We start from the raw sequence: 24,824 nt of genomic DNA, 5'->3' as shown, positions 1-24,824 counted from the left end.
GGCCGCGTCAGAAACTGCCCTGCCAGACCAGCAAGCCAGCGATAACCAGCATGGGCACCCAGGTCAGCAGCATGCCCAATGCCCGCGGCCCCATCTTCGAAGCTGACAGGCCAAAGGCGTGCAACAGGCGGCCGAGCGTGAAGCTGGCGCCCAGCGCATGGACCAGAATGGCAGACGTACCCATCGCCGCTGTCATGAACAGGCCCACCATGAAGGCCGGCACGTATTCGCTGGCATTGCCATGCGTGCGGATACGCCGGGAAAGGTCGTCATCTCCGCCATCGCCAAGCGAAACCTGCGCCGAGCGCCGCCGCCCGACGACCCGCACCGCCAGCAACACCAGAAGTGCGAGGTTCAGGCCAACATAAAGCGCGGCCACTTGTGTCGAATTCATCCCGGTCCCTTTCCAGTCAAAAGGCCAAATAAAAGACCGCCAGCGTTGCCGCCGGCGGCCCAATTACCCCCGCAAAGACGGATCAGTCGTCCCGGCGCGCATCCGGCAGCCGGTCGTTGATGTCGTCCCGGATGTCGAGCAGCGTCACGATCAGGCCGCAGATCAGGCTGGCCGCGATCCAGCCGCCCACGGTGAACACCGCGAAATCGGCCACCTGGGCCAGCGTGCCCGTCAGGCCAATGAGTTCGCCCGTGAATTCGCCCTTGTTGTAGATGCCCAGTGCGATTCCCGACACGATGACGGCGATATAGGCCACATAAATCATCGTGCGGAAGCTGTTGATAATAAAGAACTTCATGGTCTTCCCCTTTCTGGAGCAAGTCGGAATCTAAGGGGATTAACCCTGTTCGTCACGTAAATACTCGTCAGAAACGAACCTGTCCCCCGTCAGCTGGTGCAGATTTGCACTATCCTGCGCGCTCAGTCGCCCTCCGTGGCCGACAATTCGCACTTTTCCATCTCCTGCTCGGCCTCGAAAAACTGCATCTTCTCCTCGTCGGAGAGGCTCAGAATATAGTCGCCGACCGGCCGTTTCTCACGGGCGATGGCGACGGCGGAGCGTTTGAACAGGTCTGCGCTGAGCTTCGCTTCCATCGCATCGACGATACAGCTGCAGGTTTCCGGAACCTCGCCTTCCGTAATGCAGGTCCGCACGAGCTGGTCGTGGCCGTCCTTCATGCCGCCGCATCCCGCCAGCAGGCCCGCCCCGGCCGTTGCCAGGGCCCAGCCTGCAAGAGTCATTGCACGCATCGGCGTCTCCCTCACCGTACAGATTGCGGAGCGAAGCATGAATCCCGCATTTGGGGAAGCGGCCTCGCGTGCGCGCCTATTCGCGCTGAAGGATCTTGTCGACCTGGATGCCCTTGCCGAACTCGCGCAGGAAATCCTCTTTGACCTGCATCCGGTCATAGTCTTCGGCGATCCAGTCGAGGAAGGGCTTCCACTCCTCCTCCGGCAGGCCGGCATTGAAGTCGGCATAGGCCTGGAAGAAGGCGTCCAGCATGCCCGTCTTGCCGTGTTTGACGTGCAGATATTTCAGGGAAAGCTGCTCAGTCGCCTGATGGAACGGCACTTTTTCCTTCAGCAGCATATACAGTACAGACATCAGCCCGGCCCGATCCGCGCCGGATTTGCAATGCATCAGCGCCGGATATTCGATCGTCTCGAACAGGTCGCGCGCCGCAAAGATTGCTTCGCGTGTCGGCGTGTCGCGGGAGAAGACCTGGAAGTCGATCAGCGTAATGCCAGCCTGTTCGCAGGCTTCCTTTTCAAGCAGGTAATAGCCCTTGGTGCTTTCGCCACGCAGGTTGAGGATCGTCCGCAGACCCAGTTCCCGGGCGTATTTCATGACCTTGGCCGGAGACGGCTGGTTCGACCGGTACATGTCCGGCGAGATCTGGTGGAGGTTCTGGTAGATCGCGCGCAGGAAACCATGGTCCTGCCACACCATTTCGCGCCGCGCCCGCGCCCGGCCCTCGCGGGTCGAGAGATCGGCGGCGATGTGCTTGCGCTTCTTGCGCTTTGCTTTGGGAGTCAGTTTCACCATGGACCCTCGCGCTTAGCCTTCCCCCCTGTTTCCATCAAGCGCCGGTTCGCAGGGAAATCTAAACCGGGCGGTAAGGTTCTTTTACGATCATGTCATGAATTGCTGGCCCACCGGGAACCTGAGCCATGCCTGCCAAAATGCCATTTCGCACCTTCCTTGCGGCAATCCTGGCCGCCGGGAGCGCTGCGTTCATGGCGGAGGCACAAGGCAGGATCGGGCTTCAGCCCGCCAGCGTGGAACTGGAACTCGATCCCGGCCAGCCCACACGCCAGGTCGTCACCATCGCGAACCTCGATCCCGCGCATCCCGTTTCCGTTTCCCTGGCGCTCGCCGACTGGGCCTATGACGCCGAGGGCGCGCCGGTTTTCACCCCCGCCGGAGAAAGCGACGCCTCCGCCGCCGGCTGGGCCCGTTATGGCGCGCCAACCCTGTCACTCGCGCCTGGCCAGTCGAAACAGGTGGCGGTCAACCTCTCCACGCCAGAACAGCTGGCCCGGACCGGTGACCACCGCGTCGCCCTCCTCGTCTCCTCCGTTCTGAAAGATGAGACTGGCCAGTGGGAGAAACACCAGATCGCGTCACTCTTCAGCCTGACGGCTGGCCAGGCCGCTTCCCGCCCGAGAATTACCGGCAGCCGGCTGACGGTCACCGCCGACGGCGAGCCGGCCATCGAACTGGACCTGACCAATACCGGCAACGCCCATGCCCGCCTGGATGGCGTTATCGAGATCCGCAGCGGCGCAGAAACTGTTCTGACGCAGACACTCCGCGGTGTGATCGTGCCCGATGGGGGGGCGCGTAGCCTGCTGATCCCGCTGGACCAGCCGCTTCCCGGAAGCCCGGAAATCGAAATCCGCCTGACCAACCGGTTCGCCCCGCAGACAACCCGCGGCGAGAAGGCGCTTCCGGCTCACAAGGTGAAGACCGAAGCCGGCACCGAAGTGGCCGTCCTCACCCTCCCGGTCGGTGGGCAGAACTAACCACCTCTAAAAAAAATCACATCGCCTGCATCCATTCAGGCCCTTCACTGCATCTGACAGTCAAACAGCGGCAATTCCGCCGCACGAGTTTGCAAGAAGGAGCCAGAGATGGCCGAAGAGATCTTTGTCCCCGCCATATTGTTCGGGTCTATCGTCGGGATTGTGTGGCTGGTCAGCTATTTCAATTCCCGCAAGCGCAACACGATCCATGAGACGCTGCGCCATGCCATCGACAAGGGACAGGTCCTGTCCGACGACATGATGGTCCGCCTGTCGCTGGCCAATGACCCGGTGCGGGCCGACCTGCGCCGCGGCGTGCTGTTCATTGCGGCCGGTCTTGCCTTTGCCTTCCTTGGTACGATGGTGGGCATGGAAGACGGTGAAGCGATCCGTCCGATGCTGGGCGTTGCCGCCTTCCCGGTTTTCCTGGGTGTTGCATATCTGGGCCTGTGGGTGTCGGGTCGTAATGAACGGAAGGCCTGACCTCTTTCTGGTCACGGACGAAGGACGGGACATGCGCACGGATCCGGACCTGGCTGCAGATGCAGTACGCGGCAACGAGGCGGCTTTCGCTGAACTCGTCCGCCGCCACCAGGCCCGCGTGCGCGGCATGGCCCGGCGCCTGACCGGATCGGCGAGTTCGGGTGACGATATTGCCCAGGCCACCTTCCTGACGGCCTGGCAGAAAATCGCCACCTATGCCGGCGGCACGTTCAGCGCCTGGATCTGCGCCATCTGCTGGCGGGAGTTCCTGCAGGTGCGCCGCAAAACCCGGCCGGAGATCGAGTTTGACGAAACCGCCGAGATCATCCCTTTCGGCGCTCAGGGGTCCCGCCCAAGTGACCAGCAGGACGACCGGATGGATCTCAGCCGGGCGCTGGAGAAACTGACAGAGGCCCAGCGCGTGTGCGTCGTCATGTGCGTCGCCGCCGGCCTCACCCACCGCGAAGCGGCCGAAGCCACCGGTTGGCCGCTTGGCACCGTAAAATCCCATGTGTTGCGAGGCGTCGAAGCCCTCCGCAAACACCTTGCGAAGCCCGAAGTGGCGTGATGGAGTAGAAGCATGCGCGAAGAAGACACCTTCCAGGACCTATCCAGCCTGTTCGCCGCCGAAGACCGAGAGCTTGAGGCCAAGCCCTTCGTGGACGAGGTGATGGGCAAGGTACGCCGCCGCGCCCTCATCCGCCGGGGCGTTCTGCTGGCCGTGGGCGGCATTGGCGCCGTGGTCGCCGCGCTCCAGCTGCCAGGCCTGCTCGGCGAATGGGTGACGCTGGACAGCACCGTGACCAACACGATCTCCTCGGCCCAGCAGCAGGCTGGTCTTCTGGCCAATGCCGATCCGCTCTGGCTGGGCATCGTCGCGGTCGTCGGCCTGTGCGTCGCCGCCGTGACCACGCTGGAACGGACATAGGAACCGGCTGGCCGGTGAGCGAAGGAAACGCATGATACGCCTCCGCCCGATGCTGGCCGGCGAGTTCGCCGACTATCTCGCCTATTTCATCCCCGACTATGCCGCGGAGATTTCCGCGAATTATGGTCAGGATATGGACAGCGCGCTGGCGACCGCACAACAGGATGTCGAGAGCAGTTTTCCGCAAGGCGTCGATACGCCGGGTCAGGACATTTTCTGCATCGTCGGCGATGATGATACCGCGCCCCTCGGCTATCTCTGGTGCAAACCGGACGCGGACGGCCCGTGCATATTCATCAGCGACTTCTGCATTCTCCCAGCCCATCGCGGAAAGGGCCACGCCAAGGCTGCGCTCTCTGCCCTGGAAGACATCTATGCCGGGATGGGACACAGCGAAGTCCGGCTGCGGGTCGCCGCTGACAATGACATCGCCCAGCGACTGTATCTGAGCGCAGGCTTCGCTCCAACCGGCATCAATATGCGCAAGCCCTTTGGCCGTCCGGCAAAGTCGCGGAGCTGAACGAAGCCCGCGCTCGTACTTCGACTTCGCTCAGCATGAGCGCTTCGAATAACGGACTCATCCTAAGCGAAGTCGAAGGATACCCCCGGGACCAACGCCCAACTGGACCCAGAATATTTGCTTTGCAGATTCCGGGATGATGCCGAGGAAGGCCCAGCACCTTTGCCCGGACACGCTGTCGCGCTCCGGCAAGAATTCCAAAATTCAGGAGAAGCTCAGCCCGTGTCGTTCCACGCGACGGCGAGCACATCATTCAGGCGCAAACTGACGGCCCGTCCGTATATTTCGGTCAGGCGGCCGGCGCGAAAGCCGGGGATCACATCGAGGCTGACCGGTGACAGTTCCCCCGCATCGCGCCAGCGCTGCAGCGTGCGGGCCATACGGCGCGCATAGGGTTCCGGGTCTGCAAGGATGGCGTTCAGCGCGATGACCTTGTCGATCAGGCGCCAGGCGGGCACCTCTTCCGGCTCCGGCTTGCGGGGCACATCCGGCATGGCGGGCATCGGCGTATAAGGCGGCGGCGCAAGCGCCAGACGCCAGGGGCGCGGGCCGGACGCCGCCAGAAAGCTGGCGGTCACGTCTTCCACGCCATCCGGCAACGGCGCAGGCGCAGCACGCTTTCGCGGCTTCACCGGCGGCAGCGTGTTCATCATGCCGGCCGCCAGAAGGAAAATCAGCTGACGGATATAATTGATCAGGAAGGTGAGACGCACACGGCACTGCCGCGCCACACCGCGGGGCAACATGCCGGGCCGCAAATGCAGCCCGCCCCGCACCAGCACATCGGCCAGCACGTCCTGCGCAACATTTACCGCCTCAGAAAAGAAATCGCCTGTCTCATCCATGCAGGAAAGGATCAGGGCTGCGTGGGCCTGTCGGATTCGGATGCTTGGATGCGGCATGGCTGTTGGGTTATAGGTGTGGATAGGGCGATCCCTGTCCCCGGCACACGGTCCCCGATATTGCCTTGCCTCAGGCCAGGAAGGTCTGCGTGCCGCCCATCCAGGTTTCCAGCACCTTGATGTTCTTGATTTCGTCTGCAGGCACAGACGAGGGATCGCCATCCAGAATCACATAGTCCGCAAACTTGCCCGCTTCCAGGCTGCCGATTTCATGATCGGACCCCAGTTGCCAGGCAGCTTCTGACGTCATGGCGCGGATCGCGGCTTCGCGGCTGGCGCACTCTTCGGGCGCAAGGACGAAGTCCGGTTCCTTCCATGACTGTCGGGTTACCGCCATTTCGATCATGTGCAGCGGGTTCGGATCGGTCACGAAGAAGTCCGAATGAATTGTGTAGCCGACGCCCGCACGCTCGCAACTGGCGCAGCGGTCAAGAAGGCGCGATTTGTCGGGTCCGAAAATCCTGTCACGCATGGCAACGCCCCAATAATGCACGTGGCCGATAAGGAAACTCGCCGACACGCCGTGGGCCTTCATGCGTTCGATCTGCTCGTCATGAAGGATCGAGCAGTGTTCAATTCGTATACGCAGGGATTTGACATCGATCCCTTCCGAGGCGACCTGTTCGACCGCGTCGAGTATATTGTCGATGGCCTTGTCACCGTTGCCGTGCACGGCGATCTGCCAGCCCTGAGCGGCTCTCTTGCGCATCAGCGCGGTCAGTTCTTCCGGCGCCATATAGGCAATCCCGGTCGAGTCGACTGTGTAGTAAGGCTCGCGCTGAAGGCCCGTGAATCCCTGATTGGATCCATCGGCGATCAGTTTGTAGCCCGCAATCCGCACAAGGTCGTCGCCCTCCCCTGGGCTGAGCCCCGCTTCGTCCCACGCATCATCGAACACATACATCGGGTAAGCCCGAATGCGCTGAGACAAACGCCCCGTTGCGCCTGCCTGTTTCAGGACCTCCCAGTCCCCCGCGCCGCGTAGAAGTCCGCCAAGCCCAAGTTCTGACACGGTCGTCAGGCCGAGCGAGGCAAATCGCTTGCAGGTTTTCAGGACTGCGTCGGCGGGCGCCGAGCCGGCCCCGCTGGGACGCGCGCCGAGCACTTTTGAGAAGGTCGTCTGGTTCCGCATCTCGCCGGTCAGGTTCCCGTTCGCATCCCGCACAAATTCGCCGCCGGCCGGGTTGGCGACATCCTCCGGAATGCCGGCCGCCTGAAACGCAGCCCGATTGGCATAGGCGATGTGGCCGGACGCATTCAGGACCATGATCGGGCGTATACTGGAAATCCTGTCGAGTGAGGAAAACCCCAGCGGTTCCTCAAATGCCTGCAACATCGGGTAGTAGTTGCGACAGACGATCCACTCGTTTTCCGGACGCTCTGAATCCAGGTGCCGGATGTAGCCCAGGATTTCACCCGTTGTAGAAAAACGTGTGATCCCGACATAGTCCATCGCCTGGTCCATCAGGGCACCGATGAGAATGTGGGTATGTGGATCGATCAGGCCGGGCATGACCGTGCGGCCCTTGAGGTCAATAATATCCGCGTCCTCGCCCGCTGCGGCCCGGACGTCTTCGAGGCTGCCGGTTGCCAGGATGCGATTGCCCTTCACCGCCATGGCTTCGGGTTTGGAAAAGCCGGGATCGACCGTCATGACCGTTCCCCTGGTATAAATCCTGGTGCGGGCTTCCAGTTCAGGACCAATCGGGACTTCAGAAAAGAGGCTGCTTCCGCAAGCGGTGGTCGCAACCGTGCCGGCAAGGGCTGACGCCCCGGCCATGAACTGGCGGCGGCCGATTGGAAGAATCCTTATCTCCGCAGCCGTTGCATCGGCAGGATTGTAGGCAAAGAGATTGCCCAATCCTGCCTGGCAACATGGGCACCCATGTTCTTCATGCGCCATTGTCCCGAACCTCCCTCCGATTTTTCTGCGATTACTTTGGCAGAGTTACGGAGCGAAAGCCATTTCCATTCAGGTCAGGGCCGGGGCTTGCCCCGGGCCACCCGTTTTCAGGGAGAGGCCTTCTTCCAGCCCATGCCTTCCAGCAAGGCTTTCGTCTCATACAGCGGCAGGCCGACAATCGCGGTGTAGCTGCCATTGATGCCGGTGACGAAGGCGCCGGCGGCGCCCTGGATGCCGTAGCCGCCGGCCTTGCCCTTCCAGTCGCCGCTGGCGACATAGTCGGCGATGTCGCGGTCGGTGAGGCGTTTGAACTTCACACGGGCAAGCACGGTGCGGGCGCTGAGGCGGCCATCGGGCGCGCGTACGGCAATGCCGGTAAGGCATTGGTGTGCCCGGCCGGAAAGCAGCCGCAGGAAGGCCTCGGCCTCGGCCGCATCTGCCGCCTTCTCGAGGTTCCGGCTGCCCAGCGCGACGACCGTGTCGGCGGCCAGCACATAGCCCTCTTCCGGGCAGGCCAGCGCCTTTTCGCGCGCAAGCCGCTCGGCCAGCGCGCGCGGGCTTTCGTCCTTGCGGCGGGTTTCGTCGATGTCTGTGGGGCAGATGGCGTCCGGCACAATGCCGATCTGGGCGAGCAGGTCCCGCCGCCGGGGGCTTGCGCTGGCAAGGATGAGCCGCGCGGCCCCGGTGGACGCCATGACGCTTACTTGAAGCGGTAGGTGATGCGGCCCTTGGTCAGGTCATAGGGCGTCATCTCGACCATGACTTTGTCGCCGGTCAGCACGCGGATGCGGTTCTTGCGCATCTTGCCCGCGGTGTGGGCGATAATCTCGTGGTCATTTTCGAGTTTCACGCGGAAGGTCGCGTTCGGCAGCAATTCCACTACCGTTCCCTCGAATTCGATCAGTTCTTCCTTCGACATGCAGTCTCCAAAACAGGACGGTCCAACGCGCCGCCATCCGTTAATGTAGGGTGCGCCTTACAGCTTTGCAGGGATTCCGGCAAGGATTCGAGTCATCCGGCGGCCCGGAACGCCGCATCTGCGCCGAAAAACGCAACCGGATGAGAGGCGGGAAACCTCTCATCCGGCGCGGGGGAACTACAGGTGCAGGGACTGGATTTGCTAGGCCGCGTTGGCTGACGCCAATGCGTGAACATCCGCCGCTTTCAGGACCTGGCCGCCAATGGCCCAGTCACCCTGCTCCACTTCCATGATGCGGACCCAGGTCACCGGGCGCATCGCTTCGCCTTCCACAGAGACCATGGCGTCGGTGACGCGCTCGACGAGGTCTTGCTTCTGGGCCGGGGTGAAGACGTCTTTGATGATATCGATCGTAACGAGTGGCATGTTGATTTCCTTTTGTTTTTTGTCTGGAGCCAGGACCATCCCGGCGCCGATGAGAGGAACTTACGGCAGGCCGGCCGGACAGAATTGGAGGGGGTCTGGAGAAATTGTGGAGAAATTCCGGATTCCGTCTAATCTGGCCCGGATGATCTATCGATTTGAAGATTTCGAACTGGATCAGGCCAGGTTCGAGTTGCGGCGCGGTGGGGAAACGCTGCCGACCGAACCTCAGGTATTGTCCCTGCTGCTCCTGCTGGCGGCGAACCATGACCGGCTGGTGAGCAAGGATGAGATCATCGAAAAGATCTGGGACGGACGGGCAATTTCGGACTCGGCCCTTTCCAGCCGGATCAAGTCGGCCCGCAAGCTCCTTAACGATGACGGACGGGCCCAGCGCCTCATCCGCACCATACACGGGGTCGGCTTCCGCTTTGCGCTGGCGCCGGACATCCAGCTCGCAAATACGCCGCTGGCGGTGGTGACGGAAGTCATGGAGGCGCCGCCTGAGCCAACCCCGGCTGCGCCGGTATCCGGGGGCAAACCCGCAATTGCGGTCCTGCCCTTCCGCCTGATTGGCATTGCGGGCGAATACGCCCCGCTGGCTGATGCCCTCCCGCACGAATTGATCACAAGCCTGTCGCGCCTGCGCTGGCTGTTCGTCATCGCGCGCGGATCGACCTTCCGCTTCCGCAGCTCGGAACCGGATGTGCGCAATATCGGCGAAGTACTCGGCGTGGGTTATGTCCTCTCCGGCGCCGTGGAGATTCGTGGATCCCGCCTGCAGGTCACGGTCGAGCTGGCGGAAACGAAGAATGGTGGCGTGCTCTGGGGCGAGCAATATGCCGGCGAGGTTGGCGACGTACATGAGTTTCGGGAACAGATCGTCTCCGCCATCGTGTCAGAACTCGACGTGCACATCCCGCTCAACGAGGCTCGCCTGGCAAGGACCCTGCCCGCCACCAGCCTAGATGCCTGGGCGTCCTACCACCTCGGCCTCAACCACATGTTCCGCTTCACCCAGAAGGACAATGAAATCGCCCAGGGCCTGTTCCAGCAAGCGCTGGAGCGTGCGCCGGACTTCACACGCGCACATGCCGGCATGTCCTTTACCCGGTTCCAGAATGCGTTCCTTCACTATGTTCCGGATACGGATGCAGAGATCGCCGGGGCCCGCGCCGCAGCCGAGAACGCCATGGCCTGCGATCCGATGGACCCGTTCGCCAATCTGGTGATGGGCCGCACCCACTGGATCGAGAAGGACCTCGACGGCTCCTATCACTGGCTGGACCGGGCCGTCTCCCTCAATCCCAATTATGCGCAGGCGGTGTACCTGCGCGCCCTGTCGCAGACCATGTCCGGACGCGGCGCCGAAGGCGAACAAGATGTTGATCTTGCGATCCGCCTCAGCCCACTGGATCCGCTGCACTATGCCATGCTGTCGACACGCGGCCTGACTCACCTTCTCAGGGATCATCACGAAGACGCCACGCTATGGGCCGAACGGGCTGTGCGCACACCAGGCGCACACGTTCATATCACCGTTATCGCCGGTATGGCCCGTAAACTGGCAGGAGACGATGAGGCCGCCGCCCGCTGGATCGAGCTGGCTCGCAAGCGTGATCCGGATATTAGCGTTGACGGCTTCTTCAGAGCGTTCCCATTCAACGACCCCATCCAACGGTCAAAGATCGAAAGTGCTCTTAAATCCCTGGGGCTCTAGGCCGTCGCGCCAACCGATCAGTTGAGGAACCAGCCCGGATCCAGGGGGGTGTCACCCGGCGTGATGACCCAATGATCATGGGCATCCAGTTCGTAATCGACAGTCAGGACGGGGTGAATCGCGACTTGATCTGCCGGCTCAGGCAACCCGTCCGGGAACAGGTCCTCGAACACGACCGGCTTGTCCACGGATTGCGCCTCTGCGGCGGTGTTGGCCGGTTCCGGGAGGGCGATGAAACTGTCGTCAATGTCATCCACGAAGACGAAATGCCCGGCATGCAGGGCCTCGGCGGATGTATCGTACAGGCGGACTTCCAGCCCCTGCCCGGTGATCACCACATCCCGCCCGTCCTGCGTGATGGTCAGATCGTTCATGCCCTGCAGACCGTCGGCGCGGACAATCTCGATATGGTCTTCCCGGAAGTCGAAATCGGAGATCGTGTCCGCAATGCCGTCGGCCGTGAGGACAAAAGTGTCCGCCCCCTTGCCGCCCAGCATCTTGTCGCTGCCGCCGCCGGCAGTCAGCCGGTCCAGCCCGTCCCCACCGAGAATGTGGTCGTTGCCTGTGCCGCCGAACAGGTCGTCATCGCCGGACAGGCCGGTCAAATAGTCATCGCCGGCAAAGCCCCGGATGAAATCGGCCAGGCTTGAGCCATCCAGATGCTCGGCGCCATCGCTGCCATCCAGCCGAGTCATGACGGGTGGCAGGTCGAACGTGTTGACCTGAAATTCGTAACCGGCACCACTGCCGAAAAGGAGCGAGAACGAGGTGTCCGACAGGGCCGTCAGATGCACGTTGCGGGAGGCGTTCCAGTTCGAATACTCTTGGGTTGCTTCCCCCAGCAGCGTGCCATCGCTATCAAAGCGGCTGATCTGGACACCGTCAGGACCGGTCGTGGCCGTGACGATGGTGCCATCCGCCATGCCGAGCACATCAAAATCATAAGTACCTGGCGTACCGCCGACCGTGCCGATCGACACTGGTCCGCCACGAGCAGTGCCATCAAGGTCAAAGAGCTGAAGCTCGTAATGTGTGCCCATGGAGCGTAGGACCGCGAAGCCACCGTTCACCGAGGTAACAACCGCGTCACGATCCGAGAAGCTCAGGTCCGGCCCAGCGAGAACGCCGGGATTTGCCGAACCAGCGGGGTCGATGAAGCTCGTGTGCTGGGTCAGTCCACTTGTCGCCGAACTTTCGATCCAGGTGACAAGGCGCTCGCCGGTTTCCAGCAGGACAAGGGTCGGGTCTGAAACGCTGGCGCCATCAAGAGACGCAACGAGCGTTACGGCCTGGACCGTTCCGCTGCTTGCAACGTCAAGCAGGTAGAGCTGCGCCCCGTCAGGCGTATTGATCCCCGCCGTGATGCCAATCGACCCGTCTGCATTCCGGATAACGCCCAGTTCCTGAGTCAGTCCGCTCTGCGTGCCTGTGATTCCGCCCAGGACGACTGGCTCTCCCGTCTGGGTCCCGCTCTCGTCAAAAAAGGCGGCCATCAATGTCGATGTCGACGTATCGTAGTCGGCGATGATGTAGACAGCGGCAAAACCGCCATCGAAGCTCTGCAGGGAGGAGGCCGTAACATTCGCCCCATCGACCCCCAGTCTGACAGACGAAAGCTGTTGATCCGCCACCGGATCAATAATGCCAACACTCAACTCCAGATCGCCATTGCTTCCCGTGAGGATGAGTGCAGTTGCCAGCAGCCCATCCGGCAACCCTGTTGTGCCGATCGAACCGTAAATCCCCCCTCCGGCATGGATACTTGTGCCATCGCTCGTGGGCAGAGGCGTGCCGTAATCCAGCGGCGTTGCCGTCAGACTGTAGAAGCCCGTATTCGTGTTGCCGCCTTCCACGGCCACATAGTAACGCCCTGCATGGTCAGCGTGCAGGAAGCCGTTTCCGATGAGGTCGTAATTCCCGTCATATTCCGGCCTGCCTGTACCGATAACATTGCCCGCCTCATCATAGAATGTCAGAGTCAAACTGGACGTCCACAGACTATCCTGGTCACCCGTTGCCAGGAAACGGATCGTCTGCGGCCCGGCCACATCGATGGCGAACCAGTCAGAATCTCCCGCGATTTCCAGTTCACCAAGAATGGTTTCGCCGGGCTGGACCAATATGGCGGTCGTGCTGACATCGGCCGGAATGTCATCCAGTTCGGACATCGACACTGTATAGGAGGCATCAAAACCGGGCTCGGAGAAACTCCCATAGAGCCGGAGGAAATACTCGCCCGTTGATGGCACCTCGAACGTGAAATATTGCTCGCCAGTCGCCGGATTGGTCGTGACATTCTGGCCCAGGTAACCCGGTAAATCCACCAAATTCCCGGATGCGTCATAGAGCGCGGGACCATAGCCATCTATAACACTGGAAGACGTATTAAAACTGAACCGGAGCACCTGTCCCTCGACACCGTCAAACCTGATCCAGTCCTTGTCACCTTCGAATGCAAAGGTGCTCTCAAGTGTGTCGCCAAGGGCAATGTGGCCAGTGGTAGAGGTATCGGCAGAAAATTCGTCTTCCAGTATCCGCGCATCGATCGTGTATGCCCGCGAACTGTAAGCACTGAGATCCAGGATATAGTCACCTTCGGGTAGATGCTTGAGAAGGAGGACCTGATTGCCGGTAACGGGGTCGTAAATTGTCTGGAACCGCGTGGTCGAGAGGTTCAGCTCATTTCCTGAAGCATCCCGGATCGTCGTTTCGAGATTACCCTCAGCGGAAATTTCTATTGCGAAATATTCGTCGGCACCGACGGAGAACCGCAACCAGTCGGAATCGGCTGAGCTCTCGATTTCAGACGAGAGCGTCTCCCCCGGGACGATCCAGGCATCCGTGCTGGTATCGCCTGGTATATCCGGTTCAGCGGGCGCCCCGACAAGCTGGTTTTTGGAGAAGTCTTCAGAACTTACGTTCTGTAGACGGATTGAATCGCCATCGGAAAATGACAAGACAATATCATTGCCTTCTATCTGGCGCCCTGAATAAGCAGCATCAATTTCAGCGTCTGAAAACCCACGAAGAATAATAAGATCCCAAAAGGGGTCGAAATTCGTGATCGTATCGTTTCCGTCGCCATGGAAGAACTCGAACCGGTCCATGTCTATGCCACCGGTCAGCAGATCATCTCCCCCGCCACCGCGGATGATGTTGGAATACGAAGTGCCGATGATGGTCTCGTTCGCATCGTCACCAATGATCATAAGGGAATCGCCGGTCGCGCCATAAGGCGTGTAGTTATTCCAGTTGGCATCGAATTGCAGCGCGGACAGGTCCACTGTTGTCTCATCACCCATCAAAACCGTGATGTTGAAGTGCGAGCCATCTGCGTTATGCGCATTCGAACGAATGTTTGAGATCTGATTGGCCTGAAAAAAAGCGGCGTCCAATTGCAGGTTCAGAACCGGAGCCGGCATATTTGCAGAGCTTGTGGCAAAAAAGCCCTCGATGACCTCGAAGCCGACCACGGATGAATTTACGTGAACATAGTCCCCGTTCGCCGGGAAAGCGACAAATTGAGCCGTGTCGACGCCATCACCACCGTCGATAAAATCATCGACCTCGCCATCATCGCCTCCGAAACTGACAATATCGTCGCCGGCTCCTGCATCGATCGTGTTCTGACCAGATCCGTTTTCGATCCGGTCGTTGCCTTCGCCCCCGAAGACCGCGTCATTACCAAAGCCCCCAGACAGGTAATCGTCCCCGGCCCCACCGATCAGAGTGTCATCACCGAGGCCGCCATAAATTGTATCATTGCCGCCCCCGGTATCGATCTCAGCGTTGACCTCGGACCCGATGATGGTTTCCGATGAGTCGTCACCTATGATTTTCAGAGTGTCGCCCACCTCACCATTCGAGGCAAAATCGTTCCAGTTCTCGCTGAACTGTAAAGCGGAGAGATCGAGAAAGACCTCTTCGTCCATATCGATTTCGATACTCACGGATTGTCCCTGAACCTCGTGCTGCCAAGGATCAATCATCGTAATCGAATTGTTCCGGAAAAATTCGGCATCGAATATCAGGCGCTGATCTTGCTGCCCCGCACCGAAAACAATGCTGATCTCCTCAAATCCGCTGATGGAAGAATCGAATGAATAATAGCCAGGGCCTTGCGCGACCCAGACCAACTGAATCCGGTCTGTTCCATCGCCTCCGTCGACCGTGTCCAGGATTTCGCCTTCATTCGACAGGAATGACACGGTGTCATCACCGGCACCTGCATCGATGATGTCCGTGCCCATACCACCAGCGATACGGTCATTTCCTGCGCCGCCGACAAGCGTATCATCACCTGATCCGCCGCCGAGGAAATCGTCGCCGTCACCGCCGCTCAGGTAGTCATCACCGGTCTGGCCGTAGACGGTGTCGTTCCCGTTCGAGCCAACAAATGTGTCATTGCCATTCGCCAGCCAGAATGTTTCGATGCTGGTGAATGTTTCGGTTATCCAATTATGGGATGCGGTGCCCGCTGTGACATCGACAACAATGTCAGAATCCTGACCACCGTCTTCCAAGTCTTCGTAAGCCCCGAAATAGAGGGAATCTGTTCCCTCTCCGCCATCAAACGTATCCGTTCCGGCTCCGCCGAAGAAAATGTCCTGTCCGTCTCCACCGACCAAGGTGTCATCCCCGTCACCGCCAATCAGCACATCGTGACCCGCGTCCCCTTCCAGCAGATCGTTTCCATACCCACCGTCAATCCGGTCATTCCCATCGCCGCCAGAAATTGTGTCATCATCGCTGGTACCGTCCAGCGTATCATTGCCGCTGGTGCCAGTAATCTCGGTCATGAAAAGCGTCCCCGTTGCGCGCCTGGATTCCTGCAGGTTTCATTGCGAATTACAGGCTAGCCAGAAATGGCACGCACAATTTCAGGTCGCAACCCGGTTTCACCCGAGACGCGAAGAAGCTCTGTGAATTCAGGAGGACTTTTCTGCCGCCTAGCCCGCGGCTCTCGCCTGCCCTGCATGGAGGGCGCAGATCAGGGTGAAGAGGCGCCGGGCGGTGAGGAAATCGACTTCCACCTTGCCCTGCAGGCGCTCGGCCAGAAGTTCCGAGCCTTCATTGTGAACCCCGCGCCGGGCCATGTCGATCGCTTCGATCTGGTGCGGTGACTGGGTCCGGATCGCGTCATAATAGCTGTCGCAGATCATGAAATAATCGCGGATCACGCCCCGGAACGGGTTCAGCGAAAGGATGAAGGTGTGCACATCCTTGCCGTGTTCGTCGCGCACGGCGAAGACGAGGCGCCGCTCCACCTTCGACAGGGCCAGGATGAACGGGCCTTCGCCATGTTCCGGCAGGGCGAAGCTGTTCTGCTCGATCAGGTCGAAGATGGCGACGCGGCGCTCATGCTCCGCATCCGGGCCGGACGCGCCAAGCGTATCCTCGTCGATCTCGACGGCGATGAGGCGGTTCTTATCCGACATCACCGGGTCCTGCGTTCGAGCGAATGGAAACGGAGCGCGCATGCGCCGGCAGGCGCTCAGCCTCGGCCAGGCGCAGGGCAGCCGGCGCGAGGGCAGCAAAGCCTTCGGGGCTCGCCCGTTGCACGCTCATCCGCTTGAGAAAATCATAAAGGCCAAGGCCGGAGGAGAACCGCGCCGCGCGGCTGGTCGGCAGCACGTGGTTCGACCCGGTCACATAGTCGCCCAGCGCTTCCGGTGTGTGGTGGCCGAGGAACACTGCGCCTGCGTGGCGGATCTTCGGCAGCATGGCGTCGGGATCTGCCACAGCGAGTTCCACGTGCTCTGCCGCGATCCGGTTGGCGATGGTGGCCGCCTCATCCAGGTCGCGCGCAATGATGATCGCCCCGTGGGACGACCACGAGCGCGCTGCGCGCTCGCCCGTGGCCAGCGTTTTCAACTGCTTATCCACAGCGTTATCCACAGCCCTGCCCACAACTTCGTCCACAGCAATCAGGATCGACTGGGAAGACGGGTCATGCTCGGCCTGGCTCAGCAGATCTGCCGCGATCCAGTCAGGGTTGGCCGTCTCGTCCGCGATCACGAGAATTTCCGACGGCCCGGCAATCGTGTCGATGCCGACCCGGCCGAACACCTGCCGCTTCGCTTCCGCGACGAAAGCATTGCCGGGACCGACAATCTTGTCGACCGGCTTCAGCCGCCCTGCCCCGAAGGCCAGCGCACCGACGGCCTGCGCGCCGCCGATGGGGTAGAACTCATCCACACCCGCCCGCAGCGCCGCATAGGCGACGGCAGGCGCCATCTCTCCTTTCGGTGCAGGAGCAACCATGACGATCCGGTCCACGCCCGCGATTTTAGCCGGGACCGTGTTCATCAGGACCGAGGACGGATAGCTCGCCCGTCCGCCCGGCACATAGACGCCGACACTTTCCAGCGACGTCCACCGCCAGCCAAGCTCGACGCCAGCCTCATCCGTAAACGAATGGTCTGACGGGCGCTGGGCGCTGTGATAGGCGGCAATGCGATCATGCGCGAAGTCGATGGCTTCTTTCAGGTCTGCCGGGCATTCGGCAGCGAGGGCCGCAAGGTCCACATTATCAGACTGAAGCGTGGTCGGGTCGATCTGCAGCTCGTCGAACTGAGCTGTATAACGGGCCACGGCTTCGCCGCCTCGCGCCTCAACCTCGTCCAAGATCTTCGCGACGATGCCGCCGACATCATGCCCGTCCGCCCGCTGTTCCCCAAGGAAGCGGCTGAACCGGGTCTCGAAATCCGGTGCGGATGTGTTGAATGTACGGGCCATGGGCGCGGAATTCCGTTTGTCTGAACCCCGCTTCATGGACTCTCCATCCGCCGCTGGCAAGGCGCTGAGTCGGCGCATCCCGCCCCGCGGGCTTGGCCGCCCCCGCTTCCCGGCGATGTTACCCCCAAGCGGAGGAGTAAACCCTACCGCTTCCGGCGTTCGTGGCTGGGCGTGTGGCGGGTGTTCCAGATGTAGTCGCTGTCGAGCAGGGTCGCGTCGAGGGCTTCGACGGTCAGCTCAATTTCGCCGTCGCCGGCGAAAAGGAGCGTGATCTTGCCCCCGGGCGGTTCGGCGTCCGGCGTGAAGGTCACCTGAAGCAATGACAGGATCAGTTCCGGGTCGGCCTTGGTCACGGCGCGGGTCTTCACGCCCAGCACGCCGTCGAAGGCCAGGAGCGAGCGCACGCGCTCGCCATCACGGCGCTTCGTAACGCCCTCTTCCCAACGGTAACGGTTGATCTCCAGCGAGAAGCGGCGGATGCGCGCCTCGTAATTAAGGTTCTCGGCCTTCACCACGGAATCCTGCACCGCGGCGGAGATGATTTCGAGATCCTCGGCCTCTTCAGCCAGGAGGCGGAGTGGTTTCAGTTCAGACATGCCAGCCCCTTCAGACCCAGATTATTCCTCTTCCCCAGACCGGCGCTCGATCTTCGCGCCGCAGGCGGTCAGCTTTTCTTCCAGCCGCTCAAACCCCCGGTCGAGGTGGTAGATGCGGTTCACCACGGTTTCCCCCTCTGCCGCAAGCCCTGCGATGACGAGCGAGACCGATGCGCGCAAATCTGTCGCCATGACAGGCGCCGCCGTCAGCTGGCGCACGCCTTTCACGATGGCTTCCTGCCCGCGCACGGTAATGTCTGCGCCAAGGCGGGACAGCTCCGGCGCATGCATGAAACGGTTCTCGAAGATCGTTTCGCGGATGACGCTGGTGCCGTCGGCAATCGCCATCAGGGCCATGAACTGGGCCTGCAGGTCTGTCGGGAAGCCGGGGTGCGGCTGAGTCGACAGGTTCACGGCTTTGAGGTGCGTCCCGTTGCGGCGGATGCGCAGCGTGTGGGCGGCTTCGTCCGCGTCCACAGTCACGCCCGCTTCGCGCAGCTTGGCGATCAGGGCACCCAGCGCATCGACCGGGCAACCGTCCAGCGTGACGTCCCCGCCTGCAGCGGCCGCGGCGATGGCATAGGTACCCGCCTCGATCCGGTCGGGCATGACCGGGTGGGTCGTCCCTTTCAGGCTCTCTACGCCTTTGATGCGGATGACAGACGTGCCGGCACCGGAAATATCCGCGCCCATGCTGTTGAGGCAGACGGCGAGGTCTTCGATTTCCGGCTCGCGCGCGGCGTTTTCGAGGACGGTCACGCCCTCGGCCAGCGTGGCGGTCAGCATCGCATGCTCGGTCGCTCCGACGCTCGGCATGGAGAAGTTGATGTGCGCGCCCTTCAGGCCATGGATGGCTGCGGCCTTCACATAGCCCTGCTCAACCTTCAAGTCCGCGCCCATGGCGGCGAGCGCCTGCAGATGCAGGTCTACCGGGCGGGCGCCGATGGCGCAGCCGCCGGGCAGCGAGACAGTGGCGTGGCCAGAACGCGCGATCAGCGGGCCAAGCACGTTGAAGCTCGCCCGCATCTTCCGCACCTGGTCGTAGGGCGCGATCGTGCTTTTCAGCTCGGCGGCATTCAGGTGGCAGGTCGACTCGCCCTTCGGCCAGTAGACTTCCACGCCGAGCGTCTCCAGCAGCTGCGCCAGGAAGCGCGTATCTGCCAGGCTCGGCATGTTTGTAAGGGTGATCGGCTGGTCCGTCAGCAGGCAGGCGACCATGAGCTTCAGCGCCGAATTCTTCGCGCCGGAGATCGGGATATGGCCATTCAGCTTGTGGCCACCTTGAATAACGAGTCTGTCCATGAGGGCTCTTATACCGTGCTTCGCGGTTTTGGGAGGGCCGGAATGTGTTGATTTTCAGCGGGTTTCAGCGAGGCACGAGCGGCAGACGTTTCAGCCCCCTGAGGCCGGCGCGGGAGATCCATTTCACATTATCGGCGGCGCCTTCGATGGCGAGGCCCGGATAGCGGTTGAGCAGGACGTCCAACGCAGCCTCCGCTTCCAGCCGGGCGAGGTGGATGCCGAGGCAGACATGCGGGCCGGAGCCGAAACCGACATGCCGGTTCGGGCGGCGGGCGAGTTTCAGCGTCAGCGGGTCGTCGAACTCGGCCGGGTCCATGTTGCCGGCAGCGAGGAAACCGAAGACGCGGTCGCCCCGTTTCAGCGCCCGGCCCTCGAACTCCATGTCTTCCTTCACGAAGCGTGGCTTGGTCATCTGGACCGGCGTGCAGTAGCGCATCAACTCGTCGACAGCGACGAGGCGGGCGTCTTCATCCATCGCGCGGACCTGATCGGCGACGCCGGGCTGGGTCAGCAGCGTCCAGACGCCGGACGAGAGCAGATGCGTCGTCGTCTCATGCCCCGCCACGAAGAGGACGAAGACCATGGCGAGCAGCTCGTTCTCGCTCATCTTCTGGCCATCGGCCTCGGCATGGACGAGTTCCGAGACGAGGCCTTCGCGAGGCTGCACGTGAAGGGCGCGGAATTCCTCGCGCAGCATGTCCTGGATGTGACCGAGCCGGAACAGGCCCCAGAGCATGGTGAGCGGCGAATCGGTGGCGGTCAGGTTGCTGAGCGTGCGGGAGAGATTCGCCTCGGTCTCTGGCCGGAAGCCGAGCAGGCCGTAGATCACTTTCAGTGGCAGCGGACGGCAGAAGCCTGACACGAGATCCGTGTTCCCGTCCGTTTCCATCAGGTCCAGCAGCTCATGCGCATAGGCGACGATCTTCCGGCGCTGGGTCAGGATCGCGGCGCGGCGGAACGGGGCATCGGCGAGGCGTCGCAGGCGCGAATGGTCCGGATCGTCCATGGAGAGGACATTGTCCGCCATGATTTTCAGGGACTTCGGCAGGAGCGGCATGCCGAACGGCGATTTGTGCCCTGCATGGCGGGCATCCACGACGAAACGTTCTTTATCCTTCAGCACAGCATGAATCGCTCCGTGCCGGGTGACGAGGTCGATTTTACCCAGAATCGGCATCTTTGTCCGGCACCAGGCGTCGCCGGCCACAATCGCGGCCAATGTCTCATGCGGGGCCGAGAGATAGGCCTGCGATGAGAGGGAAAGCGTCACTTGGGTTTGCCCGGTTTGGCCGCAGAATCAGCTGCAGGCTTCCGGGCAGCAGCCTTGCGGCGGCGCAGATTGGCCCGCAGCGCGGCGGCCAGTCGTTCGGCTTTCTCGTCCTTTGGAGGGGATTTGTCTGTCATGTCAGGTGCAATTCGCGGCGAAACGGTCTTTTCATGTCGAGTGGCTTAAGCTAAACGCCGCTTTCCGCACCTGCAATGCCGCGGTAGCTCAGTGGTAGAGCGCATCATTGGTAATGATGAGGCCGAGAGTTCAATTCTCTCTCGCGGCACCAGCTTCCCTCCGGAAAATTCACGCCACCTAAGGGGCCTTACAGGCTTTCATTCCCCGTGGCGGGCTCATATGGATTGGGTATCCAATCCACGAGACACAAGCCCATGGCCTCCGTAAAGAAGCCCCGCTTCACCTATAACCGCCTCAACCGGCGGCTGGATGTGCTTGTCCGGGGCAAGCTGTGGCTGCAGGTGATCCTGGCCCTGTTGGCCGGCATCGGGGTCGGCCTGATCCTTGGGCCGGACCTGGATTTCGTCCCACGCGACCAGGCCGCCGTAATTGGCGACTGGCTGGGCCTGCCGGGTAATCTGTTCCTGGCGCTGGTACGCATGGTCATTATCCCGCTGGCGGCAAGCTCGATCATTTTGGGCATTGCCGGGACAGGCGGCGGTGAAGCCCTGCGCACGGTGGGCCGGAAACTGCTGACCTTCGTCCTGCTGACAACAGTCAGCGCCACGATGATCGGTATTTCGCTGGCACGGTTCATCCGTCCGGGCCGGGGCCTGGAGCAGACCTACCCCTCCGCGCCCAGCCTGAAACCGGAAAACCTGCAACTGGCCGAGCCGCAGGTCTCGCCGCTGGAGGGCATCACGCGGGAACTGCCGGACATGATCACCGGCCTGATCCCGCAGAACATTGCCGCTTCCCTGCTTGAGCAGGACATGCTGGCCATTGTCATGTTCTCCCTCTTCGTCGGGATCGCCACGGTGACGGCTGACAAGAAGGAACTGACCCGCCCGCTGGTGGCGCTGGCCGAGGCAATGCTGGAAGTCTCCATGACGGTGATCCGCACGGCGATGCGGTTTGCCCCATTGGCCGTGTTTGGCCTGATCGCCGAGACCACCGCCACAAACGGCCTCAGCACGCTGAGAGACCTCGCCACCTATTGCGGCATTGTCCTGTCAGGCCTTGCCTGCCTGCTGGCGCTGTACCTTGTCATCGTGACCGTGTTAGGGCGCATGAACCCGGTCAGATTTATCCGGGCGGTCGTGCCAGTGCAGCTGCTGGCCTTCTCCACATCCAGTTCGGCCGCCGTGATGCCGCTGACCATGAAGACGGCGATCGACAAGCTGAAAACGCCCGCCTCGCTCGCGGGCGCAGTGGTGCCGCTGGCCTCGACGGTGAACATGGCCGGCACGGCGCTTTACCAGTCCGTGGCGATCATGTTCCTGGCGGATATTTCCGGTACGCCCCTGTCGCCGGGAGACCTGGCACTGGTGATGGTGACGCTGACCGGCGCCTCCATTGGCGCGCCTGCCGCGCCTGGGGCCAGTATCGCCATCCTCGCCACCACGGCGACCAGTTTCGGCGTGCCGCTGACAGGCCTGCCGCTGGTAATGGGCGTCGACCGAATCCTCGACATGGCGCGCACGCTGGTCAACGTGACCGGCGACCTTGTCCTCTGTCGCATCGTGACGCCGAAAGGGCAGCGCACAAATGAAACGCCGGAACCAGAGGAGGCTCCGGTCCCGGCGCAAAATGTATCGGCGGATAGCCCGGCCTGACCGGCCGCAGCGCCTTACTCTGCGAAACCGCGGTCGCGCATGAGGGCGCCGATCTCGGCATCGCGTCCGCGGAACAGGCGATAGGCCTCTGCGGGGTCCATCGAATTGCCGGCGGCAAACAGGTATTTCACCATCGCGCTGGCAACATCCTGATCGTAGAAACCGCCCGAGGCTTCGGCAAAAGCTTCTGCGGCATCGGACGTCAGCACATCGGCCCAGATGTACCCGTAATAGCCGGCGGCATAGCCCTCACCCGAGAAGACGTGTCCGAATTGCGGCGTGCGGTGGCGCATCACCAGTTCCGTCGGCATGCCCAGCTCATCCAGCGTTTCCCGTTCGAACTTGTCCGGGTCCAGGCCTTCCGGATCCGCCATGTGGAGCTTCATGTCGATCAGGGCTGAGGCGAGATATTCCGTCGTCGCAAAGCCCTGATTGAAGGTGGACGCCTTGCGGATCTTCTCAACCAGTTCCTCCGGCATCGGCTCCCCCGTCTCTGCACTGACGAGATAAGTGTCGATGACATGATCGGTCGACAGCCAGCGCTCCAGCAACTGTGACTGGAACTCGGTATAGTCGCGGAGGCCGCCGGTCAGGCTCGGATACTCGACCTGCAGCGACAGATAATGCAGCGCGTGGCCGAACTCGTGGAACATGGTCTCGGCATCGTCCCAGGACAAGAGTACGGGCTCGCCCGGCGCCGGCTTGACGAAGTTCGAATTATTGGCCGCCAGGACGTTCTTCTCGCCCCGGAAGCTTTCGTGAGAACGATAGGTCGTCGCCCAGGCGCCGGAGCGTTTACCGTCCCGCGCAAAGGGATCGAAGTACCAGAGGCCGACATTGCGGCCGGTCGCCTTGTCATTGACCTCATACACCGTGACATCCGGATGGAAGACCGGCACTGAGCCATCTGTGATCGGCACGAACTCAAATCCGAACAACTGACCGGCCACGTCGAACATGGCGCGGCGCAGATTGTCGAGCTGCAGGTATTGTTTCACTTCCTCGGAGTCGAGTTCGTATTTCGCCTTGCGGACTTTCTCTGCATAGAAACGATAATCCCAGGGCTCAATCGTGATGTCTGCGCCCTCCGCATCGGCGAGCGCCTGCATGTCGGCAACTTCCTCATTCACACGCGCGACGGAGGCTTTCCACACCTGCAGCATCAGGTCGAACGCCCGCTCCGGCGTCTTGGCCATACGGTCTTCCAGGCGCCAGGCCGCATAATTGTCGTAGCCAAGCAGCCCGACCCGTTCATCACGCAGCTTCAGGATCTCCGCAATGATGGCATTGTTGTCGTGCGCATCGCCATTGTCGCCGCGATTATAGTAATTGCGCCAGACCTGTTCGCGCAGGTCACGCTCGGTAGAGAAGGTCAGGAACGGGTCCATGGACGAACGCGTATTGCGCACCGCGTACATGCCCGGCTTGCCCAGTGCTTCAGCCGCGGCCGCGGCAGAGCTCAGATAAGACTCCGGCAGACCGCCTGTCTGCTCCGGGGTCAGATAGGTGACCCAGCCTTCCTCGTCAGCCAGAAGGTTGCTGGAAAACTCGGCGTAAAGCCCCGCCAGTTCCTTGTTGATCGCAGCGAATTTCTCCGCCTTTTCCCCCGTCAGTGTCCCGCCGTTGCGGGTGAAGCGCTGATGGATAATTTCCGTCAGACGCTGTTGCGCCGGGGTCAATGTTTCATACTCATCGCCCGTCCGGACCGCATCGACGCGGGCAAACAGGGCCTGGTTCTGGTTGATCGAGTCGTAGAAAGCCTGGATCTCCGGATCCATCCGCGTTTCGATTTCGCGGAATTCCGGTGTCGAGAGGTTCGAGCCCCAGAGATAATAGTAGACCAGTGCCCGCTCCAGTTCGCGCGCGCTGTCCTCCATGGCGGCAATGGTGTTTTCGAAGGTGGGCGCATCCGGGTTCGCCGTGATGTCGTCAATCTCGGCCTGCGCCGCGTCCATCCCTTTTTCAAGAGCCGGTTCGATCAGCGCGATGTCCATCTTGTCGAACGCCGGCACACCGCCATACGGGCCTTCAAATACATCGCCCGGGCTCCAGGCCGCCTTTTCCGTCACCGTTTCTGCGGTCTCCTCCGATGACGGTCGGGTCGTGCCTGCCAGCTCGGTCGGATCGCTGCCACCTGCGTCTTCCGGTGTAATTCCCGCGCAGGCGGTCATCATGGTGGAACCGAGGATGAAGGACAGAAAAGTTCTGGAACGGGTCATGGCAGGTCCTGACTGTGTCTGGTGTCGTAGAGGGCTGGCAGCGCGATACGCCGCGAAACGTTTCGTTACTTTATATCAACAGGATTTCCGGGACAGGCAAGCGCGCAACCCACAACCTGTTTAATTTATTC

General features: G+C 61.6%; 24 protein-coding genes and 1 tRNA gene. 8 read left to right on the top strand and 17 right to left on the bottom strand.

What is annotated here, in order from left to right; all coding sequences use genetic code 11:
* Window positions 1-7: 7 nt before the first annotated feature.
* From HJA_RS05270 to HJA_RS05255, 4 genes are all read right to left on the bottom strand, one after another.
* Entirely contained in the window at window positions 8-394 is a 387-nt protein-coding gene (locus HJA_RS05270) for an MAPEG family protein (RefSeq protein WP_035579236.1), read from the bottom strand.
* Window positions 395-476: 82 nt separating this feature from the next.
* Window positions 477-752: a hypothetical protein gene (locus HJA_RS05265; RefSeq protein ID WP_035579235.1), complete on the bottom strand. Its 276-nt coding sequence runs from the start codon at window positions 750-752 to the stop codon at window positions 477-479.
* Between the two features lie 122 nt (window positions 753-874).
* Window positions 875-1,204, bottom strand: coding sequence for a hypothetical protein (locus tag HJA_RS05260; RefSeq protein WP_035579233.1), 330 nt, complete (start codon window positions 1,202-1,204; stop codon window positions 875-877).
* A gap of 76 nt (window positions 1,205-1,280) precedes the next feature.
* Window positions 1,281-2,000 (bottom strand): fused DSP-PTPase phosphatase/NAD kinase-like protein, encoded by a 720-nt coding sequence (locus HJA_RS05255; protein ID WP_051597393.1) that lies wholly within the window; start codon window positions 1,998-2,000, stop codon window positions 1,281-1,283.
* A gap of 125 nt (window positions 2,001-2,125) precedes the next feature.
* On the opposite strand from HJA_RS05255, the gene HJA_RS05250 reads away from it, so the two are divergent.
* From HJA_RS05250 to HJA_RS05230, 5 genes are all read left to right on the top strand, one after another.
* The gene (locus tag HJA_RS05250; RefSeq protein ID WP_035579231.1) at window positions 2,126-2,980 is read left to right on the top strand and encodes a COG1361 family protein; all 855 of its coding nucleotides are present in this window, start codon (window positions 2,126-2,128) and stop codon (window positions 2,978-2,980) included.
* A 108-nt stretch (window positions 2,981-3,088) separates the two neighbouring features.
* Window positions 3,089-3,463, top strand: a complete 375-nt coding sequence (locus tag HJA_RS18625; protein ID WP_035579228.1) for a DUF6249 domain-containing protein — start codon at window positions 3,089-3,091, stop codon at window positions 3,461-3,463.
* Window positions 3,447-4,031 (top strand): RNA polymerase sigma factor, encoded by a 585-nt coding sequence (locus HJA_RS05240; RefSeq protein ID WP_162177031.1) that lies wholly within the window; start codon window positions 3,447-3,449, stop codon window positions 4,029-4,031. The genes HJA_RS18625 and HJA_RS05240 overlap by 17 nt, the downstream gene beginning before the upstream one ends.
* Window positions 4,032-4,043: 12 nt before the next feature.
* Window positions 4,044-4,391 carry a hypothetical protein gene (locus tag HJA_RS05235; RefSeq protein WP_035579223.1) on the top strand — a complete coding sequence of 116 codons (348 nt, stop codon included), beginning with the start codon at window positions 4,044-4,046 and terminating at the stop codon, window positions 4,389-4,391.
* Window positions 4,392-4,422: 31 nt separating this feature from the next.
* The gene (locus HJA_RS05230) at window positions 4,423-4,911 is read left to right on the top strand and encodes a GNAT family N-acetyltransferase (RefSeq protein WP_035579220.1); all 489 of its coding nucleotides are present in this window, start codon (window positions 4,423-4,425) and stop codon (window positions 4,909-4,911) included.
* A gap of 215 nt (window positions 4,912-5,126) precedes the next feature.
* Here the strand turns inward: HJA_RS05230 and HJA_RS05225 are convergent, their stop codons facing one another.
* The 5 genes from HJA_RS05225 to HJA_RS05205 form a co-directional block, all read right to left on the bottom strand.
* Window positions 5,127-5,756: a hypothetical protein gene (locus HJA_RS05225; RefSeq protein ID WP_035579218.1), complete on the bottom strand. Its 630-nt coding sequence runs from the start codon at window positions 5,754-5,756 to the stop codon at window positions 5,127-5,129.
* Between the two features lie 127 nt (window positions 5,757-5,883).
* Entirely contained in the window at window positions 5,884-7,467 is a 1,584-nt protein-coding gene (locus HJA_RS05220; protein ID WP_206741675.1) for an amidohydrolase, read from the bottom strand.
* A 356-nt stretch (window positions 7,468-7,823) separates the two neighbouring features.
* Complete coding sequence (locus HJA_RS05215; RefSeq protein WP_035579213.1) at window positions 7,824-8,411, bottom strand: Maf family protein; 588 nt, start codon at window positions 8,409-8,411, stop codon at window positions 7,824-7,826.
* Window positions 8,412-8,416: 5 nt separating this feature from the next.
* On the bottom strand, window positions 8,417-8,635 hold the full coding sequence (gene infA, locus HJA_RS05210; protein ID WP_011646371.1) for a translation initiation factor IF-1: 219 nt from the start codon (window positions 8,633-8,635) through the stop codon (window positions 8,417-8,419).
* A 201-nt stretch (window positions 8,636-8,836) separates the two neighbouring features.
* Window positions 8,837-9,061 (bottom strand): tautomerase family protein, encoded by a 225-nt coding sequence (locus HJA_RS05205; RefSeq protein WP_035579680.1) that lies wholly within the window; start codon window positions 9,059-9,061, stop codon window positions 8,837-8,839.
* Window positions 9,062-9,167: 106 nt separating this feature from the next.
* On the opposite strand from HJA_RS05205, the gene HJA_RS05200 reads away from it, so the two are divergent.
* Entirely contained in the window at window positions 9,168-10,778 is a 1,611-nt protein-coding gene (locus HJA_RS05200; RefSeq protein ID WP_206741674.1) for a winged helix-turn-helix domain-containing protein, read from the top strand.
* A 17-nt stretch (window positions 10,779-10,795) separates the two neighbouring features.
* Here HJA_RS05200 and HJA_RS05195 read toward each other — a convergent pair whose 3' ends face one another.
* From HJA_RS05195 to HJA_RS18675, 7 genes are all read right to left on the bottom strand, one after another.
* Complete coding sequence (locus HJA_RS05195) at window positions 10,796-15,577, bottom strand: calcium-binding protein (RefSeq protein WP_035579208.1); 4,782 nt, start codon at window positions 15,575-15,577, stop codon at window positions 10,796-10,798.
* A 150-nt stretch (window positions 15,578-15,727) separates the two neighbouring features.
* Window positions 15,728-16,216: a UPF0262 family protein gene (locus HJA_RS05190; protein ID WP_035579206.1), complete on the bottom strand. Its 489-nt coding sequence runs from the start codon at window positions 16,214-16,216 to the stop codon at window positions 15,728-15,730.
* Complete coding sequence (gene hisD, locus HJA_RS05185; protein ID WP_035579676.1) at window positions 16,206-17,516, bottom strand: histidinol dehydrogenase; 1,311 nt, start codon at window positions 17,514-17,516, stop codon at window positions 16,206-16,208. The genes HJA_RS05190 and hisD overlap by 11 nt, the downstream gene beginning before the upstream one ends.
* 143 nt (window positions 17,517-17,659) lie before the next feature.
* Window positions 17,660-18,112 (bottom strand): DUF2948 family protein, encoded by a 453-nt coding sequence (locus tag HJA_RS05180; RefSeq protein ID WP_035579204.1) that lies wholly within the window; start codon window positions 18,110-18,112, stop codon window positions 17,660-17,662.
* 21 nt (window positions 18,113-18,133) lie between these two features.
* On the bottom strand, window positions 18,134-19,414 hold the full coding sequence (gene murA / locus HJA_RS05175; protein WP_035579201.1) for a UDP-N-acetylglucosamine 1-carboxyvinyltransferase: 1,281 nt from the start codon (window positions 19,412-19,414) through the stop codon (window positions 18,134-18,136).
* Window positions 19,415-19,478: 64 nt separating this feature from the next.
* On the bottom strand, window positions 19,479-20,684 hold the full coding sequence (locus tag HJA_RS05170; RefSeq protein WP_035579198.1) for a cytochrome P450: 1,206 nt from the start codon (window positions 20,682-20,684) through the stop codon (window positions 19,479-19,481).
* The gene (locus HJA_RS18675; protein ID WP_199285794.1) at window positions 20,681-20,818 is read right to left on the bottom strand and encodes a hypothetical protein; all 138 of its coding nucleotides are present in this window, start codon (window positions 20,816-20,818) and stop codon (window positions 20,681-20,683) included. Before HJA_RS18675 ends, HJA_RS05170 begins: the two co-directional genes overlap by 4 nt.
* A 77-nt stretch (window positions 20,819-20,895) precedes the next feature.
* On the opposite strand from HJA_RS18675, the gene HJA_RS05165 reads away from it, so the two are divergent.
* Together HJA_RS05165 and HJA_RS05160 are read left to right on the top strand one after the other, a co-directional pair.
* Window positions 20,896-20,970: transfer RNA gene (locus HJA_RS05165), tRNA-Thr, on the top strand.
* A gap of 103 nt (window positions 20,971-21,073) precedes the next feature.
* Entirely contained in the window at window positions 21,074-22,474 is a 1,401-nt protein-coding gene (locus tag HJA_RS05160; protein WP_051597392.1) for a dicarboxylate/amino acid:cation symporter, read from the top strand.
* A 14-nt stretch (window positions 22,475-22,488) separates the two neighbouring features.
* Here the strand turns inward: HJA_RS05160 and HJA_RS05155 are convergent, their stop codons facing one another.
* Window positions 22,489-24,693 carry a M3 family metallopeptidase gene (locus tag HJA_RS05155; protein ID WP_035579195.1) on the bottom strand — a complete coding sequence of 735 codons (2,205 nt, stop codon included), beginning with the start codon at window positions 24,691-24,693 and terminating at the stop codon, window positions 22,489-22,491.
* Between the last annotated feature and the right edge of the window lie 131 nt (window positions 24,694-24,824).

It is taken from the genome of Hyphomonas jannaschiana VP2, from assembly GCF_000685215.1.
GTDB classification, from domain to species: Bacteria; Pseudomonadota; Alphaproteobacteria; order Caulobacterales; family Hyphomonadaceae; genus Hyphomonas; species Hyphomonas jannaschiana.
Note: the sequence above shows the minus strand (reverse complement) of the source record. Positions and strands in the feature narration are given on the sequence as shown.

Coding starts and splice junctions, on each gene's coding strand:
- HJA_RS05235 (WP_035579223.1), top strand. CDS start 4,044: ATGCGCGAAGAAGACACCTTCCAGGACCTATCCAGCCTGTTCGCCGCC.
- HJA_RS05190 (WP_035579206.1), bottom strand. CDS start 16,216: ATGTCGGATAAGAACCGCCTCATCGCCGTCGAGATCGACGAGGATACG.
- HJA_RS05160 (WP_051597392.1), top strand. CDS start 21,074: ATGGCCTCCGTAAAGAAGCCCCGCTTCACCTATAACCGCCTCAACCGG.
- HJA_RS05180 (WP_035579204.1), bottom strand. CDS start 18,112: ATGTCTGAACTGAAACCACTCCGCCTCCTGGCTGAAGAGGCCGAGGAT.
- hisD (WP_035579676.1), bottom strand. CDS start 17,516: ATGGCCCGTACATTCAACACATCCGCACCGGATTTCGAGACCCGGTTC.
- HJA_RS05230 (WP_035579220.1), top strand. CDS start 4,423: ATGATACGCCTCCGCCCGATGCTGGCCGGCGAGTTCGCCGACTATCTC.
- HJA_RS05260 (WP_035579233.1), bottom strand. CDS start 1,204: ATGCGTGCAATGACTCTTGCAGGCTGGGCCCTGGCAACGGCCGGGGCG.
- HJA_RS05215 (WP_035579213.1), bottom strand. CDS start 8,411: ATGGCGTCCACCGGGGCCGCGCGGCTCATCCTTGCCAGCGCAAGCCCC.
- HJA_RS05220 (WP_206741675.1), bottom strand. CDS start 7,467: ATGACGGTCGATCCCGGCTTTTCCAAACCCGAAGCCATGGCGGTGAAG.
- HJA_RS05155 (WP_035579195.1), bottom strand. CDS start 24,693: ATGACCCGTTCCAGAACTTTTCTGTCCTTCATCCTCGGTTCCACCATG.
- HJA_RS05240 (WP_162177031.1), top strand. CDS start 3,447: ATGAACGGAAGGCCTGACCTCTTTCTGGTCACGGACGAAGGACGGGAC.
- murA (WP_035579201.1), bottom strand. CDS start 19,414: ATGGACAGACTCGTTATTCAAGGTGGCCACAAGCTGAATGGCCATATC.
- HJA_RS18625 (WP_035579228.1), top strand. CDS start 3,089: ATGGCCGAAGAGATCTTTGTCCCCGCCATATTGTTCGGGTCTATCGTC.
- HJA_RS05225 (WP_035579218.1), bottom strand. CDS start 5,756: ATGGATGAGACAGGCGATTTCTTTTCTGAGGCGGTAAATGTTGCGCAG.
- HJA_RS05250 (WP_035579231.1), top strand. CDS start 2,126: ATGCCTGCCAAAATGCCATTTCGCACCTTCCTTGCGGCAATCCTGGCC.
- HJA_RS05265 (WP_035579235.1), bottom strand. CDS start 752: ATGAAGTTCTTTATTATCAACAGCTTCCGCACGATGATTTATGTGGCC.
- HJA_RS05195 (WP_035579208.1), bottom strand. CDS start 15,577: ATGACCGAGATTACTGGCACCAGCGGCAATGATACGCTGGACGGTACC.
- HJA_RS05205 (WP_035579680.1), bottom strand. CDS start 9,061: ATGCCACTCGTTACGATCGATATCATCAAAGACGTCTTCACCCCGGCC.
- HJA_RS05270 (WP_035579236.1), bottom strand. CDS start 394: ATGAATTCGACACAAGTGGCCGCGCTTTATGTTGGCCTGAACCTCGCA.
- HJA_RS05255 (WP_051597393.1), bottom strand. CDS start 2,000: ATGGTGAAACTGACTCCCAAAGCAAAGCGCAAGAAGCGCAAGCACATC.
- HJA_RS18675 (WP_199285794.1), bottom strand. CDS start 20,818: ATGACAGACAAATCCCCTCCAAAGGACGAGAAAGCCGAACGACTGGCC.
- infA (WP_011646371.1), bottom strand. CDS start 8,635: ATGTCGAAGGAAGAACTGATCGAATTCGAGGGAACGGTAGTGGAATTG.